Raw genomic sequence first — 23,970 nt, forward strand, 5'->3', positions numbered from 1 at the left:
AAGGAGAACCAATATGTTGAATAAAGCTCAAATTCGATATTGTCTGGATACGATGGGTGAAATGTTTCCGGATGCCCATTGTGAGCTGAATCACTCCAATCCATTTGAATTGGTGGTTGCTGTTGCCCTGTCAGCTCAGTGTACGGATGTATTAGTCAATAAAGTCACGAAGGATTTATTTCAGAAATATAAAACGCCTGAGGATTACATAAGCGTTCCGATAGAAGAGTTGGAAAATGACATTCGCTCAATCGGTTTGTTTCGTAACAAGGCTAAGAACATACAAAAGTTATCGCGCATGCTGATCGAAGAATACGGTAAGGAAGTTCCCAGAGATCGTGATGAGCTTGTTAAATTGCCTGGCGTTGGCAGAAAGACGGCGAATGTAGTCGTTTCTGTTGCTTTTGATGTGCCAGCGATTGCTGTGGATACCCATGTAGAGCGTGTTTCCAAGCGCCTAGGATTATGCCGTTGGAAGGATAGTGTCCTCGATGTTGAGAAAACGTTGATGGCTAAGATACCAAAGGATGAATGGTCCGTTACGCATCACCGCCTGATATTCTTTGGACGCTATCATTGCAAGGCCCAGTCACCAAAATGTGAAACCTGCCCGCTTCTCGAATTATGCCGTGAAGGAAAAAAAAGAATGAAAAGGAAAGAAGCCAATTGACGCAGTCCGTATCATTAAAAGTCCCTGAAGAACTGGACCATCCTTTATTTTTTTCTGAAAAGGAAACCATCTTGGAAAAAGAGCGATATGCAGGTTGGAGTGAATCGATCCCATTCGAGGCTTTCCCATATGAGTTACTTTATTATAATAATGTAGAGGCGTATGCTCCTTGGACTAAGGGGGCAATGCATGTAAAGGAACTGCTGGAAATATGGAAGGGAATTGATTCAGAATGCAGTTTGCTATTTTCTGAGCGAAAAGTGGGACAGACTTTGGGACTCATGAAGCAGGGTATCGGTTTATTTTTAACCGTAGTCTTCTGGATGCATGGGAAGCCAGTGGTATTGAATGATTTCCGGGTCCAAATAGAATCCTTTAACAATATTCCAGTGAACATGGATGAAAGGCTTTCTTTCATCCTGGCAAGACCCGCTTTTTTTCATTCTTATAGACAGCTTAGTGAGTTGTTCCGAGAATTCGAAAAACAATATGTGAAGTTCATGATCAAAAATAAGAACAGCCAAAAAAACGTCTAAGCTAAAAGCTTAGACGTTTTTTTGGTCAATCTTTATTTATTCCGTATCTTTGTCTGGATCTGGGTCCGGGTTAGGGTCCGGGGCAGGGGTTTCGACTGGTTTTTCCTCTTCTACCGTTCCAGGGTCAGTGGCATCATCTCCGCCTTCGACGTCCTCATCACCCTTATTCCCATTTCCGTCATCAGTGTTGTTGCCATTTCCGTTACCATTACCATTACCATTGTTATCATTGTTGCCATTTCCGTTATTGCCATTATTGTCGTTATTGTCGCTATTGCCGCTATTGCCATTGTTATTTTTGTCTTCGTCTTGTTTATCTTCTTCGCCTTCAGCAGGAGTTTCTTGTTCCGTATCCTCACCTTCGGCCGGATCTTCAATCTCCTCGTCCTCAGTATCCTCAGGGACTACCGCTTCAGCAGGTATTTTGACAGATGTACTCGCAGGATCACTTTGTTGGTTATCCACTAGAGCTACCACTGAGAAAGTATATTTACTTCCAGGGGTTGGATTAGGGATCGTTAAACTAGTATCCTTCGATTTTTTTAATACGCTCTGTGCTCCGCCATCAACGGACATCTTAACCTCGAATTGAGTATTGCCATTACCTTTAGGATATGACCATGATAGATTGATTTCATTGCTTTCCTGGTTGTAAGAAGCGTTAATGCCAGGTGAGTCGATTTTTTCATATTCTGTCGTCACCTGTGTTGGCTCGTGACCTTTAACATAATATTCATAAGTGATTTTACTGCTTGGTGTATATTCATTGGCTTTAACAGCTGGATTCGAACCTTTGATGACTCCAACCTTCACAACACTGTCAGGTTGATCAAAGTCTTTCGTTTCTTTTGATTGAGCCATATGTTCCATTAAATTCTTAAAGATGGATTTAGGGATTCTTTGAGATGATTCACCCAGATATTCCATTTGCTCACCAGATGCATTATCATAACCAGCCCAAACCGCGACTGTATAATTGGTTGTATAACCTGCCATCCAGCTATCTTTTACACCGGAAGATGGGATGTTGTTCGCTGCACGCTGCTCAGGCGTGAAATTGGTTGACCCCGTTTTACCGGCTACCGGAAGACTAGGTATATTGGCTAACCTTCCTGTTCCATAAGGTTCTTTCATGACGCTTTTCAACATGTCCGTAACGATGAAAGCTGTGGAATCTTTCATGACCGGTTTTGATTCCGTCTTGTTTTTGATGGTTGTTTTATCACGTAAAACAATCTTTTTCACACTATGCGGTTCATTATAGATACCGTTGTTTCCGAATGAACTGTATGCACCGGCAAGTTCAAGTGTTGAAACATCCTTACCGCCGCCCAATGCTGCCGATTCGGTAATTTCCTTGTCAAAAGGAATGCCAAGATCGGTGGCAAAATCACGTGCCCGGTCCAAGCCGACTGCTTGAAGCGTTTTTAAGGCAGGAATATTTAATGACCGTGCTAGTGCTTCACGAGTCGTTACAGTACCATAATGTCGTCCTGAAGCATTTTTAAGCGATGTTCCATCACTGTAAGAATATTCCTCATCCTTGATTTGATGGTAGGTGGACCAATTTAAATATTCTACGGCAGGACCATAATCCAGAATCGGCTTAATGGTCGAACCAGGTGATCGCTTGGCATCCGTTGCATAATTCCAGCCGCGTTTAACCGTCGTGTTCCTGCCGCCGCCCACTGCTTTAATTTCACCAGTTTCTGTATCGAGTAATGTGACTCCTGCTTGGAGATCTTTACTTGGATAATTGATGATTTCATCACTGTTCAACATGTTATAGACATATTCCTGGGCATCTTTATCAATGGTCGTTTGGATTTCCAAACCATCGGTAAAGACGTTATAGTCACCCATATCCCCGACTTCCTCAATTACCAAATCGATGAATGCATCATATGCGGTCGTATCAATTTGGCTCTTATCGATTTCTTGAAGTCCTTGTGTTATTTCGATGCTTTGTGCATTTTTCATTTCCGTTTCGGTGATATAACCATGTTTATTCATTAAGTGCAGGACTATATCACGACGTTCTTTCGCACGTTCAGGGTATTTATACGGGTCATATCTGCTTGGGCTTTGCGGTAATCCTACAAGCATGGCCGCTTCGTTCAATTTCAATTCGCTAAGATCTTTTCCATAATAAGTTTGCGATGCAGTTAAGATCCCGTTGGCACGGTTTGCAAAGAAAATCTTATTCACATACATTTCGAAAATTTCTTCTTTTGTATATTTTCTTTCAAGCTGTATGGATAGCCACATTTCCTGGACTTTCCTTTTAATGGTCTTATCAGGTGTTAAATAAGAACGCTTGATAACCTGCTGGGTCAATGTACTTGCACCCTCTGAGCCGAATCCGTTTTTGACGTTGGCTATGACGGCACTGCCCAGACGTAAGAAATCGACCCCGTGGTGTTCATAAAAACGGGAATCTTCCGTTGCCAGGAAAGCTTCTTCGACAAGATCGGGGATGTCTTCATAATTAACATAATCCCGGTTTTCCTTTCCGATTTCAGCTAGCAATTTACCATTTTCATCGAGAATCTTGGATGTGACCGGATCTTTCAAAAGCTTTTCGTCAAGTTTTGGAGCGTCACTTATAAAGTAAGCCATTGCAGCTCCTCCGGCAACCAAGCCTATTATTCCGATTGTAACAAGTATAAGGAAAATGCGCTTAAGCATATTGGTTGGCTTGTTAGAACCTTTCTCCGGTCCCTTTTTTTGTGTCTGCCCCTGCTTTCGGCGTTCTTCTCTAGTATTATATTTTTCAGCCATTACAGCTAACCTGCCTTTCTAAAAAAACTAAAAATTTTCTGAGATGAGCGAATCTACTACTTTAATATAGTCAATTCTCGGTTGAAAGCCAAGAGTAATCTTTCGTGAACTGCTTTCAACCTCTTGAAGAGTTATAGATTTGCGTCCGCCGTCTTTCATTCTCTTCCAATAAAAACTCAGTTGTTCAGAACTCATTAGATATATATCATCCATGGCGGAAAACCGGATGATGACAAATGCAATTCCGTCATGCTGAACGATATGTTTCATATGTTCGATTTGATGGTCATGAAAATTCTTCAGAGGGAAAGAACTGCTGTTTTTTGTTTCCTTTGCCTCAAAATCAATGTACTTTCCTTTATAAACACCATTGTAATCGGTGGTCGATGCTTGTTTGAAATAGGCTTCTTTAATGACTGCAGCACTTCTTTTCGGGTAATGGACATCGACAATTTGAATGGGTGTCGGTTTTTTATGGATGACGGCAATGCCGTGTGCTAAATAATACTGATTGGTTTCGTTCAAATCGTCTTCCAATGTTTTTCCCCGGTTGCTGTAACTGATTTTTTTTAGTGGGCTTTTCTTTTCTTCCATAGCCTGCGGTACAAATCTACGTCCGTTGGGATAATGAAATGCCACTTTTACCCCTCCTTTTTTTCACTTATCTATATTAGCAAAAAAAGAATCCAATATGTGAATAAAAAGAATTGTTTCTTAGAACGATAGGATTTATGTACAACTATATGTCACAATTCATCGTTATAGAAAGGCTGGACACATAGATGCGAATGTTAAAGACGGAAAAGCAATTGCTCCATTCCATAAAAGCCCAAACCGCTAAAGGGAATAGGGATAATATATCAAGAACAAAGGCATATGAACAATTTTTCAGAATGCATCCAGAAATCCAATGGTCATTTTTAGCTGGGATGGTTTCTAGAAATGCAGGCTGGAATATGTGTGATCTTGAAGGGATTTGGTTTTCCCATTTGCTTGGCCTTAAATACAGGGATCACTTATTCCTAACTTATGAGGAAGCAAATTGGAGAATATTCCAAGATGCTTATCCGCAATTACTTCTCTATCATTATTCGACGAAGTATGGACGCCCTTTGTTTCACTTATGTCATTATTTTTTTATTACCAAATTCATGACGAACGAATGGTATTCCTTTTGGAAACATGGAAATCAAGAAAATTTAGTCACTGCGCTTATCATAAATGAACAAAACATCATTGAAGAACCGGTTATTAAAAAGCAATCTCCCGTTTTTCATTCTCTGTTATTTTTCCTGCAGGACTGGATGCATTTTAGCACTGTTTTATTTCCTACCTGCAATGGAGAACTGTATGGCTCGTCCGTTTCGCATTTTAGAAATATCGATAATAGGATTGAACTGGGGAAAAGGTTAGCTGGCCTTTTATTTTCTGAAGATTTGTTTCCGCTATTTTATGAATTTTCCTGCCGGACTGAACCAACGGGTGCCAGATATGATTATGAACAATATCGGAAAAAGCCTAGGTACCATGAAACCCCGATGCTGAGGGGAGTATATCCATCGATTCATCATCAGGCAGGGGAGACAGAGCAATGGGATGTGAAAAAAAGGATTAAAAAAAAATGGTTCATTGAACCCGAATGGGAAGAAGACCCGCATTTGACCGATTGGTATGACCATAAACAAAAGCAACTGCACACGGCAGCAATAATCAAAAATTGGATTTTATAATAGGTAACAGGGAAGGCGTCGATTAAGCCTTCCCTGTTTCTCGTTCAGTATTTATGTCTTACGTAGAGGGGCGGTTTTCTCCACTAAGTTTCGGGTTTCCCGTTCCTGCCTTTGCAGTGGGCGGCTTTTGTCGTTTTTCGTTTTTTTGCTGTCTGCTTTCATTCGACTGCATAAAATCACCTCCTGTCTGTATTCTTGTTTAAAACTTCATTCTTCATTCTGCCATTGTTGTCGAAGGTCATAATAAATTAAGTGAATTGCACTTTCTTTGCCGATTCCCTTCTAGTTTTGTCAGTCATGAAGGGCTTTCAGATAAAAAAAAGAATAGTACAGGTAAAGAATGGGAGGGATCAGCATGGTCAATAAAAGTGTCGCAACAGAAGAGATATTAAGGATGATAGCTGAGATCAGTACCAGCCTGGATCGTTTGGAAATTTCATATGGGGAAACTGTAAATACAGTGCGGTGCAAACTATGGGCAGAGCAATATACATTAGTTAATGAAGCCCAGGAAGCCATTGAGAAAGCCGAAGATTATTGGGTAAATGCTGAAGGTGTGAACCACTCCTTTTCAATTGTCCCGAAAAAAACAATAATAAAACACAAGGTATTCACTGAATTGCACGTATAAACCGGAGGAATATCATTTTATAAAGAACTGGATTATACTAAGGGAAACAAATGTGCGGAGGAATATATTGTGCAAAAAGAAAAACTGCAGCTATTAACTGAACAATTAATAAAATATACGGACCAAGCGGATGATATTTATGAGGGTGTACGCAAGGAAGGAAAGGAAAAGGATTTCTTTTCGGAAGTCAAGCCGTTTGCAGACCAGGTCAGGACCGTATGCATCGAATGGGAAACCGGAATGAAGGAGTGGATGAAAGAAACCGAATTTAGGCATCTTTTCCCCGAGCAAATCGAACAAACCGCCCATAACCTTTCTGATGTGGCCGTTCAGGCATTTTTTTCCAAAACAAGTTATAAGCGATTTAAAAGCCATGTCCAATCGGTCGAATTCATCCTTAATAATGTAAAAACGGAAATCGATCGGATTTTATCATAAAAACACCTACACTTATTACCTCTTTTTTCATATATTATCAGAACCATGTAATGAAAAAAGAGGAGGGCTCATTGACATGATGAGATCCGGTTATAACCAAATCTCCCCAAATCAAGGACAGTTTCCTCAATCAATGCCGGAAAATTGGGGAGGATACCAACAGCCAATGCCGTATCCTCCGCCAAATAATCATAATCTTGAACAACCATTTATGTATCCTTATCATTTCCAGGATACAGGGGGCTATATGACGCCATATCATGATCATTATCCGCAGGCGGGCTATCACCCATTCCAACCAGTCCAGCAGCAGGCGATGCCTGTGGGAGCTTATCCGGGCAGCAGTGTAATGCAGCCAATGGCACAAATGCAGCCAATGGTACAAATGCCGCCAATGGCACAAATGCACCCAATCCAGTCCAATCAGCAGCCGCAAGCTTTTAGTCCGTTCGCCAATCCGTTACAGCCAGCTAAAAGACCTCCGCAAAGTCAGCAGCAGGCTCATAATCCATATCCTAAGCAGCAGTTCATGCAAAAACCTCAGCCATCGGGTTTCAAATCGGTCATGAATCAATTCAAAACACAAGATGGTTCCATGGATATAACGAAGATGATGAATACAGCTGGACAAATGATGAATACAGTTTCTCAAGTATCTTCAATGGTCAAAGGAGTAGGGGGCTTCTTCAAAGCTTAGATGGTGAATAAAGGAAAAGCAGACTTATAAGTGACCAGCCACTTTTTTAAGTCTGCTTTTATTCATGCCTAATGAATTTCAACCCGATTCCCTCTGATTTTGGGTAGGTGAAGCGTGAGGATGCCATCGCGATGTCGAGCGGTCACTTTTGCTTCATCAATCGGTTTCGGAAAGGAAATGGTTCTTGAAAAAGTACCTTCTGAAACTTCCTTTTGGAACAATCCTTGATTTTTATGCTTTCTATCTACATGCTTTGCAGATATGGTTACGGAATGGTCAAGTACATCAATTGATATTTGGCTGCGTGCAATTCCGGGCAAAGTGGCGGTAAGTGTATATTCTGAATGCGTTTCGTGAACATCAACCGGAAAGCTGCGTTCTTTCGCCGAACCAAAGAATTCGTCAAGAGATTGCAGCATGCCTTTAGGTGGCCTTTCAGAAAACAGCCGATCCATTTTATTAATGAAATGGGTAAAGGGTTCTATTCGATTCCGATTATTATTTTTTTCAGAAGAGGTCATCATGGTACTCCTTTCTAAAAAATTCCTTTGCCTATAGGCTATGTGAGGAATGAAGAAATGTGAATGCACTGTTGGGTTTCAGATACATGTCTATAGGGAATAACGTTACTGAATGATTAGTAAAGGAAAAGAGGGATTAATATGACAGATAATAGCAAGCTTTCCTACATAGATACCGGGAAAGGAAATCAAACTTTGTTGTTTATCCATGGATTTTGCGGAAGCCATGAATATTGGAGTGACATCATTGCTGAATTAAAGGATGAATACCGGGTTATTGCCGTTGATTTACGGGGGCATGGTGCAAGTGAGGAAATAGAGGGATCATTCTCGATTGAAGATATGGCTGCTGATATTGCGTCATTTTTGGATGAACTGGAAATCGGACAGGTATATATGTTTGGTCATTCGCTTGGGGGATATATCACCTTGGCATTCGCGGAAAGGTTTCCTGGGAAATTGTCTGGTTTTTCATTGGTACATTCTACAGCTTTCCCAGACGATGAGACTGGAAAGGCGGGGCGCTTAAAATCTGTCGAGAAAATCGAAAGTGAGGGAATCCCTGCTTTCATTGACGGACTTATACCAAAGCTTTTCGCTAATTCCGATGATCCCAATATTGACCATACAAAGGAAATCGGTTATATAACAAGTGAAATTGGTGCGATAGGGTCTTTACATGCCATGAGGAACAGAATAGACAGAAATCATGTACTAAAAGATACGCAGTTACCTATCCTATTGGTTGCAGGTGAACAGGATAAGGTGATTCCCGTTGAAAAAACCTTTTCTGTAAAAGGGAGCCATATCAATGAAGTTATACTTAAGGGCAGCGGCCATATGGGAATGTTGGAAGCTCCAAGCACACTAATCGAAGAAATCATTCGCTTTGTCGAGAAGAATTAAGTGATAAAAGACCGAGCTGGAAACGAGTTGTTGACGTTTCCAGCTTTTTTTATTGAATAGGAAATAGTTTCCCTTTTGCATAGAACGTTCATTCGGTAGAATAGGAGTATGAGGTGGTTATATGAAACTGCGAAAAAATTTACAAGAAGTTATCAAGGATTTAAAAACGAATGAAGAATTTAAAGATAATATAGTACATTGGCAAGTAATTGAAGCGAAAGAGGCAAAACATGTTCCTTTTCCCGATGCAATGAATGATAAGATCAAGCATGCTCTTGAAATACGGGGGATAAATGGGTTGTATACCCATCAGGCAACTGCATTTGATACTGCTGTCAGTGGCAATAGCCTTGTAGCGGTCACACCAACAGCTTCAGGTAAAACATTATGCTATAATTTGCCGGTACTTCAAAAAATACTGGAAGATGAAAAAACTAGGGCGCTTTATATTTTTCCGACAAAAGCACTGAGTTATGACCAAAAAAGCGAATTGAATGAAATGATTCATGAAATGGATGCTGAGATAAATAGTTATACATACGACGGGGACACACCTTCAAATATCAGGCAAAAAATCCGCCAAGCCGGACATATCGTGATCACCAATCCTGATATGCTCCATTCAGGAATCCTGCCCCATCATACTAAATGGGTCTCTTTGTTTGAAAACTTGAAGTATGTGGTCATCGATGAACTTCATATTTACCGCGGCGTTTTCGGAAGTCATACAGCCAACGTCATAAGAAGATTAAAAAGGATCTGCAAGTTTTATGGAAGCAACCCTGTATTCATCTGTACTTCCGCTACGATCAATAACCCAAAAGAGTTGGCAGAAGAGCTTACGGAAAAACAAATGGTCCTTATCGATAATAACGGAGCCCCAAGTGGGAAAAAGCATTTTGTGTTTTACAATCCCCCAATAGTCAATAAACCGCTGAACATACGAAGGAGTGCGGTTTTAGAAGTCAGGAAGCTGGCAAATGAATTTTTGATAAATAAAATTCAAACCATCGTTTTTGCGCGAAGCAGGGTTCGTGTGGAAATTCTATTGACATATTTACAGGAACTTGTGTCAAAGCAATTGGGGCCAAAATCGATCAGGGGCTATCGCGGTGGATATCTGCCAACACAGCGTAGAGAAATTGAACAAGGCCTTAGGGATGGTTCCATTTATGGAGTGGTTTCCACAAATGCACTTGAGTTGGGTGTCGATATCGGCCAGCTTCAGGTTTGCATAATGACTGGTTACCCAGGATCCATATCGAGTGCCTGGCAACAGGCGGGACGAGCAGGAAGAAGGCATGGTGAAGCATTGATCATCATGGTCGGCAGTTCTAGTGCCCTCGATCAATATATCGTACAGCATCCCGATTATTTCTTTACCAGAAATCCAGAAACTGCAAGAATAAATCCGGATAATCTTTTGATCTTGGTTGATCATGTAAAATGTGCAGCATATGAGCTGCCATTTAAAAAAGGCGATACCTTTGGGAAAACAGAGATTATGGACGTTCTTGAATTCCTTACGGAAGAAAGGGTCTTACACCTGAATGGGGACAAATGGCATTGGATGAATGATGCTTTTCCCGCAAGCAATATCAGCCTGCGTTCAGCGGCACAGGAAAATGTCGTGATCATCGACCAAACGAATGCACCGGTTAATCGGGTCATAGGGGAAATGGATACGTTCAGTGCAATGACCCTTCTCCACGATGAAGCCATTTATTTGCACCAGGGAATCCAATTTCAGGTGGAAGAACTTGATTGGGATGAAAAGAAAGCGTATGTACGTGAAGTCAATGTAGACTATTATACGGATGCTAACCTTGCTGTTCAGTTGTCTGTATTGGAAGTCGATAAACAGCGAACTTTCGCTTCCACAGCAGCTGCTTTTGGTGATGTCGCAATACGGGCGATGCCTACGATCTTCAAAAAAATCAAATTCGAAACTCATGAAAATATTGGTTCAGGACCAATCAGTCTCCCGGAGATGGAACTGCACACGAGTTCGGCCATGCTTTCCATGGATTCCGATATATTTAAGTGGGACGAAAATCGAATTGAACAAGGAATGATAGGTGCCTCCCATGCTCTTAATTACATGATTCCGCTATATGTTATGTGCGATCCACATGATATTCATGTTTATCCGCAGGTTAAGGCAGCGCATAATGAAAAACCGACCATTTTTATCTATGATAGTTATCCGGGAGGCATCGGGTTAAGTGATAAAGTATATGAAAACTCTGAAGTCATTCTGCTGGAAACAATATCAATGATCGAAAATTGCACTTGTGAAAGCGGCTGTCCTTCCTGTATCGGGACGGAATCCGCAACGAAAACAGCCAAGAGTGATGCCAAACAATTATTGGGTCAATTTTGTAAGCAAAAACATTAATAGATTGCAGTGATAAGTGAAAAGAGGTGTAATTTTATGTCTTTAAAAAATAAATTGAACCGTATGAAAACGCATATGAACCTAGAGCCCGTGAAACATCCTTCTCCTGTAGAAGAAAATGACCAGACAGTGAATGAACAAATTCCTTACATTGAAAAGTGGCTGGAGAACGATACCGTTTCCTTCCATTTTGATGGTGACTATTGTTTCATTAGGGAAGTCCGCTACCCTATAAATCACAAACACGGGTTATATGCATTTTCCGAGCTGGAAACGATCGTAAAAGAGTGGAATCAAACTTCATTGGAGCATCCACTATCCGCTAGGGGCGTTAAAAGTGAAGATCTGTTTTTCTTCGATACGGAAACGACAGGGCTTGGAGGTGGAGCCGGCAATACCATTTTTTTACTTGGCTATGCTTATATAGAAGGTGAAGAAGTAGTCGTGAAGCAACATATCCTTCCGCAGCCTGGAAGTGAAATTCCGCTTTACCAAAGCTTTCTGGAAAACATCAATTACGAAACGCTTGTCACATATAATGGTAAATCCTTTGATTGGCCCCAGCTAAAAACCAGACATACCTTGATAAAAGAACATGTACCAAAACTACCGGAATTCGGACATTTCGATTTATATCATGCTTCAAGACGCCTTTGGAGAAACAAATTGGAACGAGTGAAATTATCAGCAGTCGAAACAGATATTCTAGGTGTACATAGGGAAGATGATATTCCAGGATATTTGGCACCGATGATTTATTTTGATTTTGTTGAGAGGAAGAATCCGGAAATTCTGTTTGGGATCATGAAGCATAATGAACTGGATATCTTATCACTGATCACATTGTATATTCATTTGTCCCGAAAAATCCTCCAAATCGATGGATATACGGAAGAGTCCATGGAAATTGCTCGATGGCTCGCTTATTTGGGAAAAAAAGAAGAGTCAGTTGAGACATATCAAAAAATATTGGAAGCGGGAAATGAGGAAGATCGGATAATAGCTGGCCATGCCTTAGCCTTCCAGAAAAAGAAGCAAAAACAATTCAATGAAGCGTTGGGAATTTGGAAGGAAGTCGCCTTAAAAGGGAATGTGCAAATTAGGATACAGGCACAGATTGAATGTGCAAAATTATATGAACATCAATTTAAGGACGTCGGCCTTGCTCTAAAGTGTTCAATAATCGCACTTCAAGAGATGGTGAGGGAAGGGATCACTCCGGGGAAAAAACAGTTGGAATTGGAAAAGAGGATCCATCGGCTCGAAAAGAAAGAGCACTCTAAGGGTATTTCTGTATAAAATATGGGAATCGAAATGGTCTTTTAGTGCTAAAGGCTGAAAATAAAAAATATGTATACAATTATTGTAGCCTTCAACTATTATGTGTAAAATGGAAAGAGTTGAGGGTGAAATTCCAAAGCGTTCATTTCATTCCTTTACATCATAAATTCAAGGTGAAAGCGGAGCGAAGAAATGTATAAAACGACTTTATTTCTATTTTTTGTTGTCCTTTGTTTAACGATTGTTTTATTTACTTCATTAAAAGACAGTCTCTATTCCTTTTTGTAGAAAATTATCCTCAGTGCATTTGAAGGGATAGCATTAATATAATAGTGTACTTATCGACAGCTATACATCGTTTTATACTTATTCTGTATAAATAGGTCATTTCATCAGTACACGTATCCCCTTTTTTTCATAGTCTGTAATGGTAAGACTAAACTTATCATGATGAAAGGGGACGAATTATAAATGTATTTTCGTAATTGTGGAGGAAATAAACCCCATGTTATGGGAGCATCCAATAATGTAATGGGAGCATCCGACAATGTAATGGGAGCATACGGGAACGCACCTGGAGTAATGGGCGCATCAACCGGTAAACACCCCAACAACGTAATGGGAGCGTCAACCGGTAAACACCCCAACAACGTAATGGGAGCGTCAACCGGTAAAAACTCCAACGTAATGGGAGCCTATAGTCCATCGGCTGTGTCTCCAGCACAATATGGTCCATCGGCTGTGTCTCCAGGGCAATATGGTCCAACACAAACATCTCCATCTCAAGTTGCCCCAGCGCAAGTCTCTCCAACACAGCAATATGTCAATACGAATGTATCGAACACAGTGATTCCTGTCGTTCACCCATCACATACTACAAATGTCAATAAACATGTGAACACGTTTAAGCATTATTTCCCACATACTCAATCCGTGGTGAACGAGTGCTATAATCAACACTTGATTTGTGGAAGGCCGCCGCATAACCCATGCTGTCCGCCTAGACATTTCGGATATTAAAAAATAAGGGCTTATTAAGCCCTTGTTTTCTTACATAATCATGTTAAAGGAGATTAGCCAAGCGATGAAGGTTTTGTATATGACGGGCTATAAGGCTTTTGAATTCGGGATATTCAAAAATGACCATGAAGCCGTAAAATATATAAAGAAAGCGATGAAGCAGCGTCTCCTTCCATTGGCGGAAGATGGGCTGGAATGGGTGATCATCTCAGGTCAGTTGGGTACGGAACTATGGGGTGCAGAAGTGGTTTTCGAATTACAGGAAGAATATCATCAGCTTAAATTGGGGGTGCTTACTCCTTTCCTGAAACAGGAAGAGACATGGAATGAGACGAATCAAGACTATTACCGATCCATATTGGCCCGTGCCGATTTTGTTGAGTCCATTTTCAACAAACCATATGAAGGGCCACAACAGCTGAAAATCAAAAATAGGTATATGGTCCATAAAAGCGATGCCATGCTCATCATTTTCGAAGCCGAAAAAGAGGGATCAGCCCGATATCCTTATTTCGAGGCGATGAAAAAAGCGGAAACACAGCCATACCCCATCTTTCAGATTAACTTTGATGATCTGCAACTGGCTGCGGAAGAAGCCAGCTGGTCCGAAGAATGATGGAGTGAAAATAATTATGGATTAAAAGTTGTTTCTAAAGCATAATCATATTATGATGAAATTTAGATACAGATTTTAATGGGAATACATATCGTTCACTGAAACAGTAAGCATACTAAAAAGGTGTTTCGTTGACAAACCCAAGCAGATTTGAAAAAATAATAAAAAGTCGATTGTATTGGCGAAAGTATTGAGGTGAAGTCTTATGCTATCCGATAAGATAAAATTAACGGCTAAAGATATTCTTGAAAAAGATTTTAAAACAGCCATGCGCGGTTATAAACCTGAAGATGTGGATCAATTCCTGGATCTGATCATTAAAGATTATGAAGTGTTCCATCAGGAAATTGAAGATCTTAAACAAGAAAATCTTAAATTGAAAAAACAAGCCGAAGAGAGTACAAAACGTCCAAATCAACCTGCTCCAAGTGCCACTCCGGGAACCACTAACTTTGACATCCTTAAACGGTTATCCAACTTGGAAAAACACGTTTTTGGTAACAAGCTTTTTGACTGAGATTTTGCATTGTAAAAGTGAAAATGATTTTGGTATTGTGTTTTCATGAATAATGGAGTATAATCAATTATGTTATGTTAACGTTTGGGTAATTGCTGCTGCATTTATGCAGTAGAGGAAAGTCCATGCTCGCACGGACTGCGATGTCCGTAGTGTTCGTGCCTGGCGAAAAAATAAGCTTGGGCAGCAATCTTGGATTGCTGACGGCTGGGAAAATGCCTAAGTCCTTTTGGATATGGCATGAATACCTATAAAAGTGCCACAGTGACGGAGCCTTTACAGAAATGTAAAGGGTGGAACGAGGTAAACCCCACGAGCGAGAAACCCAAATTAATGGTAGGGGCGCTTTCTTCCTTGGAATTGAACGAGGAGAAGGACAGAAGCACATGCTTCTGTAGATAGATGATTACCGCCGAAGTACGAGACGCGAGTCGCTTGCAGTACTGAGGAACAAAACATGGCTTACAGAACGTTATCATATTACACCAAAAGCACAACTCTCCTTTTAAAAGGGGAGTTTTTGTTTATGGAGATTGCCCGATTATAAAAAGATTGGGCATTTCCATTTATTTTTCGTTTTCTGAAACACCGCTGTGTTAAACTTAGAACTTGGCAAGTTTTCCATTCCATTCGAAAAGTGGCAAGCGGAAAGAAAATGGCTTAAATGAAGTCTGTCGGTAGTGTTTTTAAAATTAGTGTTGGAATGTTAAGCATTTCCTTGATTCTGGGTATCCTATTTATACAGGTTCCTTAACTCTTCTTTAAGCCCTAAAATGAAGGTATCAAGACAGAACTTCAAATTTCATGATAATGGATGGGAAGCATACATAAATGGTTTGGATGATTTCATATAATTGCAGCTTGTATCTTAAGTTACATGGATAATTGAGTAAAAAGCCTTATTTCAATGTAATTAATAAATGTTCTCGATACATGATCATTATATAAGCTCAAACAATGAAGAATTCTAACTAAAATATAAAAAAAGCGGTGGACCTTTTAAGTAAGGTTTGCATGTAAAAAGTCAATGCCTGTTTCTTAATTACATAAATGAAGAAACACGGGAAAAGGTGCCATTGATTTGGATTAATGGAAAGAAGGTGCAGGATTAATGAAACAATTCGATATTATCGCAACATCAGCAATGGGATTGGAATCAATTGTTGCCAAGGAGGTTCGGGATCTTGGTTACGATTGTCAAGTCGAAAATGGTAAAATCACGTATAAAGGGGACCAATCTGCCATTGCCCGCTCTAATTTATGGCTGCGCAGTGCCGATAGGGTGAAAATTAAAGTTGCAGAATTTAAAGCATATTCATTTGATGAGTTGTTTGAAAAAACAAAGGCATTGAATTGGGAAGATTACTTATCAGCCGATGTCGAGTTCCCCGTGAGTGGAAAATCAGTTAAGTCAAAGCTTTACAGTGTCCCTGATTGTCAGGCTATTGTCAAAAAGGCGATTGTTGATAGATTGAAAAGCAAATATAAGCAAGTATCTTGGTTTGCAGAGACTGGCCCTTTGTTTAAAATTGAAGTGTCTATTTTAAAAGATGTCGTGACACTTACCATAGACACCTCAGGTGCGGGTTTGCATAAACGGGGATATCGGACAGGGCAGGGGGAGGCACCCCTTAAAGAAACGTTGGCGGCAGCGTTAATCATGCTGACCAATTGGAAACCGGATAAACCTTTCATAGATCCATTTTGTGGATCTGGAACGATTCCCATCGAGGCGGCCTTAATCGGGCAGAACATAGCACCAGGGTTTAACAGGGAATTCGTTTCTGAAACCTGGTCATGGATGGACAGCAAGGTTTGGGATGAAGCACGGATTGAGGCTGAAGATTTAGCCGATTATGATCAGTACTTGGACATAACCGGTTGTGATATTGACCATCGAATGGTCGATATAGCTAAAGAGAATAGTTTTGAAGCCGGTCTTGGTGATCTTATTGAATTCAAACAAATGCAGGTGAGGGATATCTCGACCAGGAAAGAGTATGGTGTCATTGTCGGGAACCCGCCATATGGAGAACGTCTTGGTGAGAAAAAAGCGGTTGAGCAGATGTATAGAGAAATGGGTCAAGCCTTCAAGAAGCTTGATACATGGTCAGTATACATGATTACCTCCAATCCTGACTTCGAACAGCATTACGGTAAGCCTGCAACGAAAAAAAGGAAATTGTTCAATGGTTTCATCCGCGCTGACCTTTATCAATATTGGGGGAAAAGGCCGCCAAGGCAGCCTCAAGGTGAATAAGTAGGTAGAAAATAACGGAGGATTTTGATAGTCAGGACGATTTATTCATAATAGGTTCCAGTCTTGCTTATCATTTCCTTTTCTGTTATTCTAATAATGAATTATTTTTGTTCAGATTTAAGGAATACCTTAATATTCAATGAGCAAGGATAGTAATATAATGTGTGGAGAACACACTAGGAGGCAACAAAAATGGAACAAGGTAAAGTAAAATGGTTTAACGCAGAAAAAGGTTTTGGATTCATCGAACGTGAAGGTGGAGACGATGTATTCGTACATTTCTCAGCTATCCAAGGCGAAGGTTTCAAAACACTTGAAGAAGGCCAAGACGTTACATTTGATGTAGAACAAGGTCAACGTGGACCACAAGCATCAAACGTAAACAAAGCTTAATTCAACCCTATATTATTTACAGACAGGCTCTCTTTTGGGGCCTGTCTTTTATTTTACGAATCGGGCAACGAAGCAACATACATAGAAAAACATACATAATACGTTTCATTTCTGATAGTTGGTAAATATCTTGACTATTAATGTGAAATAAAGGATAATATACTTTTGCTTAAGATTATAATGATTCGGATTCTATATACTGATGAAAGATAAAAGGGGAGACCATGATGCTTAAAACACTGCCTTTTTCGGTAACAAAGGAAGATTCTTTTTACGATAAGCTTTCAGAATGGATCGGTGATGTTTTTTACGATATTCTTCCCGAAAAAGGATTTGAGCTGCGTGACGAACAAATCTTCATGGCTTTTCAGTTAGAAAAAGCCTTTAAAGAAAAGAATGTAAGTTTTGCTGAAGCAGGGGTAGGGACCGGTAAGACATTGGTCTATTTACTATATGCGATTTGTTATGCGAGATATACGAATAAACCGGCAATTATTTCGTGTGCTGATGAAACGTTGATTGAACAGCTTGTCAAAGAGGAAGGCGACATCCAAAAAATCAAGAATGCCTTAGGTATTGAAGTGGATGTTCGGCTTGCCAAATATCACGATCAATATGTATGTCTTAAGAAATTGGATTACGCAGTGAATCATGAAGATTCAGAGGGAATAGATCAGCTATATGATGAGCTTCCCAAGTTTGTTCATGATAACTCATCCATGAACGCCTATACAGCATATGGGGACCGTAAACAGTATCCATATTTAAATGATGAAGACTGGTCTAAAGTTGGCTGGGATCAGCTCCAAAACTGTTTTACTTGTGATAAACGCCATCGTTGTGGGCAAACCCTATCACGGGACCATTACCGAAAATCAAGTGATTTGATCATTTGTTCACATGACTTCTTCATGGAGCATGTATGGACTAAGGAAAAGCGTAAGCGTGAAGGACAGTTACCATTGCTGCCTGATCATAGCTGCGTTGTCTTTGATGAAGGTCACTTATTGGAATTTGCTGCTCAAAAGGCTTTAACTTATAAAGTTGGGGAACAAACCCTTGCTTCCGTTTTGGAATTACTTACAGCCAATCAGGTTCGTGAAGAAACCTTATACATCATTGAGGATTTAATTGATATCAATGAAGAATTTTTTGATTTGTTAGATGAAAAAGCGATACATGTCAGCGGATCTAATCGTTATGAAATCCCGATGTCCAAAGAAATAACAAGCTTTGCCCAAAAGCTTCACAAAAAGGTTGAAGAGTTAGAGGAGAACCTTGTTTTTGAAGCGGAAATGTACACGATCAATGATTATGATTTAAAAGTGACGGAAGAATATTTAGAGCAGCTGGGCTACTCCCTTTCTCTATTTGTGAAGGATGAACAGGCCGTTTCCTGGTTTGAAGAAAATGAAATGACCAAAACATTGGTCATCATGCCAAGGCTTGTACAGGATATTTTGTCTGAACAGGTATTCTCTAAAAAAATTCCTTACATTTTTTCATCGGCAACATTATCGGATAATAAATCCTTCCAATATATTGCAGATAGTTTAGGGATAGAAAAGTATGACAGCTTCTCCGTTGAATCGCCATTTGATTACGATGAAGTCATGAAAATGAACATGCCGGTCTTCGAAAAGGGAGATCAATTGGCAAAACTTCAATATACGATGAGGACAATTGAGGAAAATGAAGGTCGAACACTAGTGTTATTCCATTCAAAAGAAGAATTGCATTGGTTCAAGGAAAACTGCCCAACATCTTCTTATCCATTTTATTTTGAAGGGGAAGCGGAAATCAGCGAGCTTGTTAAGAAGTTCCAAGAGGATGAGCAATCTGTCCTTTTCTCCTATCATTTATGGGAAGGGCTTGATGTTCCAGGGCCTTCATTACAAAATGTAGTGATACACTCTCTTCCATTCCCGCCACGCGATCCAGTTTTCGAGGCCAAACGCAACTCGGTTACCGACGCATTCGAAGAAGTGGATCTTCCATACATGCTCCTTCGATTGCGCCAGGGAATAGGGCGATTGATCAGGACGAGCAACGATTCGGGAACAGTCCAGATTTTGATTGAAAAGGATCTTTCGGAACAGGTGAAAGAGAAGATTGTATCCGTCCTTCCTGTAACGCTTTAACTCAATCCAATCCAAAATAAGAGCCAAGGTGCCCCTTGGCTCTTATTTTATTTTAATTTATTAATCGGAGTGGTTCTGATATGAAAGATTTTTGTATAATATGGTAAAGTGTAGTTGGAAGGAGCAGTGAATATGAAAAAAAAGGGTATCGATCTGATAGAAAAAGATTTTAAAGAATATGTAAAGAAAATCTCGGCCTATAATGAAGCTCTCGAGTTAATTTTTTGGGATTTGCGTACAGGTTCACCGAAAAAGGGAGTTGAGCAGCGTTCCGAAGTTATCGGCATGCTTTCCTCCGAGGTGTTTAATATGAGCACAAGTAAAGAAATGGAATCCTTCATTTCAGAACTTTCGATGGAGAAAGCCACTCTTAGTGAAACGACGAATAAAATGGTACTAGAGTGTAGAAGAGAGTTTGAAAGGAATAAGAAAATTCCTGCAAACGAATATAAGGAATTCGTCATTTTACAATCGCGTTCTGAAAGTGCATGGGAAGAGGCAAGGGAAAAAGCGGATTTTTCTTTATTTCAACCTTATCTGGAGCAAATTGTTGCTTATACCCGTAGGTTCGTAGAGTACTGGGGATATGAAGGGACCAAATATAATACCCTTTTAGATATGTATGAACCAGGCATGACTGTAGATATACTTGACAGCGTATTCAGTGAGCTTCGTTCGAGGATCGTTCCTTTGGTAAAACAGATTGCTGAAAGCGAACATAGACCTGAAACAGCGTTCCTTTATAAAGAATTTCCAAAAGAAAAACAGCATCAACTCAACTTGGAAGTTTTAAAACAGCTAGGATACGATTTTCAGGCTGGCAGGCTGGATGAAACAGTTCACCCTTTCGCGACTGGAATTAATAGGGGCGATGTCCGGGTGACGACCCGATACGATGAAAATGATTTTAGGGGGGCAATCTTTGGTACCATTCATGAGTGTGGACATGCCATTTATGAGCAGAATATTGCCGAAGAGTTAACCGGAACACTTCTCGATAGCGGGACATCAATGGGGATCCATGAATCACAATCTTTGTTTTTCGAAAACTTCATTGGACGGAACCACAGTTTCTGGAAAAATAAATTCTCCTTATTAAAAGAGTATGCTCCCGAACAATTCACTGATGTGACGCTGGATGAATTTTACCGGGGCATTAACGAATCAAAACCATCGTTCATCCGTATTGAAGCAGATGAACTGACGTATCCTCTACATATTATGATTCGGTATGAACTGGAAAAGGCTCTCTTTAATGGGGAACTTGAAGTGAAGGATTTACCGGAAGTATGGAATGAAAAATACAAGGATTATTTGGGAATTGTGCCTGAAAATGATGCCATGGGTGTGTTGCAAGATGTACATTGGGCAGATGGCAGCTTTGGTTATTTCCCTTCTTATGCATTGGGTTATATGTATGCAGCCCAAATCAAGCAATCGATGCTTAAAGATTTGCCTGATTTTGATGGACTGTTGGAAGCGGGTAATATTGCGCCAATCAGGAAATGGCTTAATGAAAAGATACATAAATACGGAAAAACCAAAAAGCCTCTTGAGATTTTGAAAGAAACGACAGGGGAAGGCCTGAATGTTCAGTATTTAATACAGTATCTTGAAAGTAAATATAAAGAAGTTTATAAAATCAAATGAATTAAAGGAAGAAGGACTTGGATTAAATGCCAAGGACTTCTTCCATTTTTTGGTTCTGTGATGCTATTAAAAGGAATATGAAGACGGGGTGATGTTTTTCTTGATAGGAAAGTCCATGTTATTTAGGTTTCGTGATTTCACAATTTTCTAATAATACGAATGATGATTTATTTTTTTAATTGAAAGTTCGGTTTTTTATCAAAAATTACTTTTCAAATAGAGCCAGCGTTGTTATAATTCATATATTAATAAAATATAAAGTTCCACTCGTATAATAGCAGGGATATGGCCTGCAAGTTTCTACCGGATTACCGTAAATAATTCGACTATGGGTGAGTAATAGATCTTGTTGCGTAAATGAAGGCTTTTGCTGATTCATTTTTCATTCATGCCCAAGAAGTATTGCTTCACTCCAAAAAAGTGTCGCAATGTTTCTTGGGCTTTTTTATATGCCGGGAAACAATTGCGTGTTTATGGGTCAATAAACATCCAAGATTGGGAGGAACCTTCATGCAACTTTTAAAGGAAAAAATCTTGTCCGAGGGTCAAGCTTTATCAGAAGATATTTTAAAAGTAGATTCATTCTTAAACCATCAAATGGATCCTATCTTAATGAAAGAAATTGGTAAAGAATTCGTAAAACGTTTCGAACAAAAGGAAATAACGAAAGTGCTGACGATTGAATCTTCAGGCATTGGACCTGGTTTGATGGCTGCGTTGGAATTGGAAGTTCCGCTAATTTTTGCCCGTAAACGTAAATCACTTACTTTAACAAATGATTTAGTGACGGCGTCCGTTCATTCCTTTACAAAAAAAGAAACCAATACCATTACGGTTTCCAATAAATATATTGAAGCTGGAGATAAGGTTTTGATCATCGATGACTTCCTTGCGGTCGGACAGGCAGCCCGGGGCTTGGTGGAAATCTGTAAGCAGGTTGGAGCAGAAGTGGCCGGAATTGGCATCGTGATTGAAAAAGCATTCCAAAGTGGTGGTAAGGATCTTAGGGAACAAGGTTTTCAAGTGGAATCACTTGCGCGAATTGCTGAGTTGAAATTCGGTGAGATAACGTTCGCTGACGAAAAGGAAGGAGCAACCGTCAATGTCTAATCAATCACCATTAAAAGTTGCTTCCTTAGGATTACAACATGTTCTTGCCATGTATGCCGGTGCAGTTGTCATTCCATTGATTGTCGGTGGGGCGCTGGGTTTGACTGCAGCGCAGTTAACTTATTTAGTTTCGATAGACATTTTGATGTGCGGGATAGCAACTTTATTGCAAGTGTGGAAAAATAAATTCTTTGGGATTGGGCTTCCGGTCGTCCTAGGCTGCACATTCACAGCAGTTAGCCCGATGATTGCAATTGGTACACAATATGGAATCAACTCCATTTATGGATCTATATTGGTGTCGGGATTGATCGTCGTTATCATTAGTAAGTTCTTCGGAAAACTGGCAAGGTTCTTCCCACCCATTGTCACTGGATCGGTCGTTTTGATTATTGGCATTACGCTCATTCCTGTTGCCATCAACAATCTTGGTGGAGGCCAAGGGGCTGCTGATTTTGGAGACTTGAATAATGTAGCTCTTGGTTTTGGAACTTTGTTATTCATCATATTCATGTATAAATTCTCGTCGGGATTCGTACGCTCCATTTCTATTTTATTGGGGCTGTTAGTCGGAACATTTGCAGCTTTCTTACTTGGAAAAGTGGATTTTAGCTCAGTGGTCAGTGCCACTTGGCTGCATATGCCTCATTTTTTCTACTTTGGAGCTCCAACATTTAACGTCACGGCGATCATTACAATGACTTTGGTGGCGATTGTCAGCTTGGTGGAATCGACTGGTGTTTATTATGCTCTTGGTGAGATAACGGACAAAGAGATTTCAGAAGACGATCTAGCTCGGGGATATCGTTCTGAAGGGCTTGCCATCATGATTGGCGGTTTGTTCAATGCGTTTCCATATACGGCTTTTTCACAAAATGTCGGATTGATTCAATTGTCAGGCATTAAAACAAGAAATGTCATATACACTACAGCGGGCATTCTCATTTTCATTGGTTTTGTTCCGAAAATTGGTGCATTCACGACCATTATCCCTTCATCCGTGCTTGGCGGTGCAATGGTTGCGATGTTCGGGATGGTAATTGCCGCTGGAATTAAGATGCTGAGCAAAGTGGATTTTGCTTCTCAAGAAAATTTATTGATCATCGCTTGTTCCGTAGGTATGGGCCTTGGGGTGACGGTCGTTCCTGAGCTATTTGCGCAAATTCCGGAAAGCTTTCAAATCTTAACGGAAAACGGTATTGTAGCAGGAAGTTTGACAGCCATTTTCTTGAATATCGTCTTTAACATCGTTCCTACAAAAGGGAAGGTGAAGGAAGCGCGTATTGAAGGGCAAAATGTAGCCTGATTAAAAATAGATTCGGTAAACTTGATAGATTCGCCCTTTTAAATGCCCACAATCCTCAGGCGATGAGGATTGTGGGCATTTTTTCATTGTTGCCGAAGGCATATCATTGATATAGAATTTTGGAGTTTTGTCAGATAAAAGGAAACTCTATTCACTTTTTGAATATATTGATAGTATATGTACAGGAAAGTAGTGATAGGGATGGAGAAAAAATATTGTATTCATTGTCGAACCATTCTAAGCCAGGAGTATAGGTGCAGTGTTTGTGGAAAAGAGGAGTTTCAAAATATAATTATTCAAGTGCAAAATCAATCTTCAGTAAAGAAAGAAGAATGAAAGCGCCCCCTTTCCGATTATAGGTAAGGGGG

Annotated in this window: 21 protein-coding genes, 1 other RNA gene and 1 riboswitch; of the genes, 19 read left to right on the plus strand and 3 right to left on the minus strand. The window is 40.0% G+C overall.

The genetic code is table 11. The features are described from left to right. Positions 1-13: 13 nt before the first annotated feature. Together nth and BS1321_RS22810 are read left to right on the plus strand one after the other, a co-directional pair. Entirely contained in the window at positions 14-670 is a 657-nt protein-coding gene (gene nth / locus BS1321_RS22805) for an endonuclease III (RefSeq protein ID WP_063233254.1), read from the plus strand. Beyond that, positions 667-1,206, plus strand: a complete 540-nt coding sequence (locus BS1321_RS22810) for a YpoC family protein (RefSeq protein ID WP_063233255.1) — start codon at positions 667-669, stop codon at positions 1,204-1,206. Before nth ends, BS1321_RS22810 begins: the two co-directional genes overlap by 4 nt. A gap of 36 nt (positions 1,207-1,242) precedes the next feature. Here BS1321_RS22810 and BS1321_RS22815 read toward each other — a convergent pair whose 3' ends face one another. Both BS1321_RS22815 and recU read right to left on the minus strand, forming a co-directional pair. Beyond that, the gene (locus tag BS1321_RS22815) at positions 1,243-3,987 is read right to left on the minus strand and encodes a PBP1A family penicillin-binding protein (protein ID WP_069981703.1); all 2,745 of its coding nucleotides are present in this window, start codon (positions 3,985-3,987) and stop codon (positions 1,243-1,245) included. Positions 3,988-4,014: 27 nt separating this feature from the next. Beyond that, entirely contained in the window at positions 4,015-4,626 is a 612-nt protein-coding gene (recU, locus tag BS1321_RS22820) for a Holliday junction resolvase RecU (RefSeq protein ID WP_081112908.1), read from the minus strand. A 143-nt stretch (positions 4,627-4,769) separates the two neighbouring features. Between recU and BS1321_RS22825 the strand changes: the two genes are divergently transcribed. The 4 genes from BS1321_RS22825 to BS1321_RS22840 all read left to right on the plus strand — a co-directional run bounded on the left by BS1321_RS22825 (position 4,770) and on the right by BS1321_RS22840 (position 7,483). Continuing rightward, positions 4,770-5,717, plus strand: a complete 948-nt coding sequence (locus tag BS1321_RS22825; protein WP_063233256.1) for a DUF2515 family protein — start codon at positions 4,770-4,772, stop codon at positions 5,715-5,717. A gap of 355 nt (positions 5,718-6,072) precedes the next feature. Next, the gene (locus tag BS1321_RS22830; RefSeq protein ID WP_063233257.1) at positions 6,073-6,348 is read left to right on the plus strand and encodes a hypothetical protein; all 276 of its coding nucleotides are present in this window, start codon (positions 6,073-6,075) and stop codon (positions 6,346-6,348) included. 69 nt (positions 6,349-6,417) lie between these two features. Then, entirely contained in the window at positions 6,418-6,786 is a 369-nt protein-coding gene (locus tag BS1321_RS22835) for a YppE family protein (protein ID WP_063233258.1), read from the plus strand. Between the two features lie 76 nt (positions 6,787-6,862). After that, a complete protein-coding gene (locus tag BS1321_RS22840) occupies positions 6,863-7,483 on the plus strand; it encodes a YppG family protein (protein ID WP_063233259.1) in 621 nt (206 codons plus the stop codon). 68 nt (positions 7,484-7,551) lie between these two features. Here BS1321_RS22840 and BS1321_RS22845 read toward each other — a convergent pair whose 3' ends face one another. Continuing rightward, on the minus strand, positions 7,552-8,004 hold the full coding sequence (locus BS1321_RS22845) for an Hsp20/alpha crystallin family protein (RefSeq protein ID WP_063233260.1): 453 nt from the start codon (positions 8,002-8,004) through the stop codon (positions 7,552-7,554). 141 nt (positions 8,005-8,145) lie between these two features. On the opposite strand from BS1321_RS22845, the gene BS1321_RS22850 reads away from it, so the two are divergent. The 13 genes from BS1321_RS22850 (at position 8,146) to BS1321_RS22910 (ending at position 23,602) form a co-directional block, all read left to right on the plus strand. Beyond that, on the plus strand, positions 8,146-8,910 hold the full coding sequence (locus BS1321_RS22850) for an alpha/beta fold hydrolase (protein ID WP_063233261.1): 765 nt from the start codon (positions 8,146-8,148) through the stop codon (positions 8,908-8,910). A gap of 121 nt (positions 8,911-9,031) precedes the next feature. After that, positions 9,032-11,308, plus strand: coding sequence for a DEAD/DEAH box helicase (locus BS1321_RS22855; protein WP_063233262.1), 2,277 nt, complete (start codon positions 9,032-9,034; stop codon positions 11,306-11,308). A gap of 36 nt (positions 11,309-11,344) precedes the next feature. Beyond that, positions 11,345-12,607 carry a ribonuclease H-like domain-containing protein gene (locus tag BS1321_RS22860; protein ID WP_063233263.1) on the plus strand — a complete coding sequence of 421 codons (1,263 nt, stop codon included), beginning with the start codon at positions 11,345-11,347 and terminating at the stop codon, positions 12,605-12,607. A 453-nt stretch (positions 12,608-13,060) separates the two neighbouring features. Next, positions 13,061-13,609, plus strand: a complete 549-nt coding sequence (locus tag BS1321_RS28245; protein ID WP_232522715.1) for a CotD family spore coat protein — start codon at positions 13,061-13,063, stop codon at positions 13,607-13,609. Positions 13,610-13,673: 64 nt separating this feature from the next. Further along, positions 13,674-14,225: an SLOG family protein gene (locus BS1321_RS22870; RefSeq protein WP_063233264.1), complete on the plus strand. Its 552-nt coding sequence runs from the start codon at positions 13,674-13,676 to the stop codon at positions 14,223-14,225. 205 nt (positions 14,226-14,430) lie between these two features. Continuing rightward, positions 14,431-14,742: a cell division regulator GpsB gene (gene gpsB, locus BS1321_RS22875; RefSeq protein ID WP_061463822.1), complete on the plus strand. Its 312-nt coding sequence runs from the start codon at positions 14,431-14,433 to the stop codon at positions 14,740-14,742. Between the two features lie 80 nt (positions 14,743-14,822). Beyond that, positions 14,823-15,212: RNase P RNA component class B (gene rnpB / locus BS1321_RS22880), an RNA gene on the plus strand. A gap of 641 nt (positions 15,213-15,853) precedes the next feature. Further along, a complete protein-coding gene (locus BS1321_RS22885) occupies positions 15,854-17,002 on the plus strand; it encodes a THUMP domain-containing class I SAM-dependent RNA methyltransferase (protein ID WP_063233265.1) in 1,149 nt (382 codons plus the stop codon). A gap of 192 nt (positions 17,003-17,194) precedes the next feature. Continuing rightward, positions 17,195-17,395 carry a cold-shock protein gene (locus tag BS1321_RS22890; protein ID WP_034307871.1) on the plus strand — a complete coding sequence of 67 codons (201 nt, stop codon included), beginning with the start codon at positions 17,195-17,197 and terminating at the stop codon, positions 17,393-17,395. A gap of 224 nt (positions 17,396-17,619) precedes the next feature. Next, entirely contained in the window at positions 17,620-19,536 is a 1,917-nt protein-coding gene (locus BS1321_RS22895) for an ATP-dependent DNA helicase (protein ID WP_063233266.1), read from the plus strand. Between the two features lie 132 nt (positions 19,537-19,668). Then, positions 19,669-21,186, plus strand: coding sequence for a carboxypeptidase M32 (locus BS1321_RS22900; protein ID WP_063233267.1), 1,518 nt, complete (start codon positions 19,669-19,671; stop codon positions 21,184-21,186). Between the two features lie 247 nt (positions 21,187-21,433). Next, positions 21,434-21,535: riboswitch (purine riboswitch) on the plus strand. A gap of 161 nt (positions 21,536-21,696) precedes the next feature. Then, the gene (locus BS1321_RS22905; protein WP_063233348.1) at positions 21,697-22,296 is read left to right on the plus strand and encodes a xanthine phosphoribosyltransferase; all 600 of its coding nucleotides are present in this window, start codon (positions 21,697-21,699) and stop codon (positions 22,294-22,296) included. Next, positions 22,289-23,602, plus strand: a complete 1,314-nt coding sequence (locus BS1321_RS22910) for a nucleobase:cation symporter-2 family protein (RefSeq protein ID WP_063233268.1) — start codon at positions 22,289-22,291, stop codon at positions 23,600-23,602. The genes BS1321_RS22905 and BS1321_RS22910 overlap by 8 nt, the downstream gene beginning before the upstream one ends. The last annotated feature ends 368 nt before the right edge of the window (positions 23,603-23,970 follow it).

This window comes from Peribacillus simplex NBRC 15720 = DSM 1321, from assembly GCF_002243645.1.
GTDB classification, from domain to species: Bacteria; Bacillota; Bacilli; order Bacillales; family DSM-1321; genus Peribacillus; species Peribacillus simplex.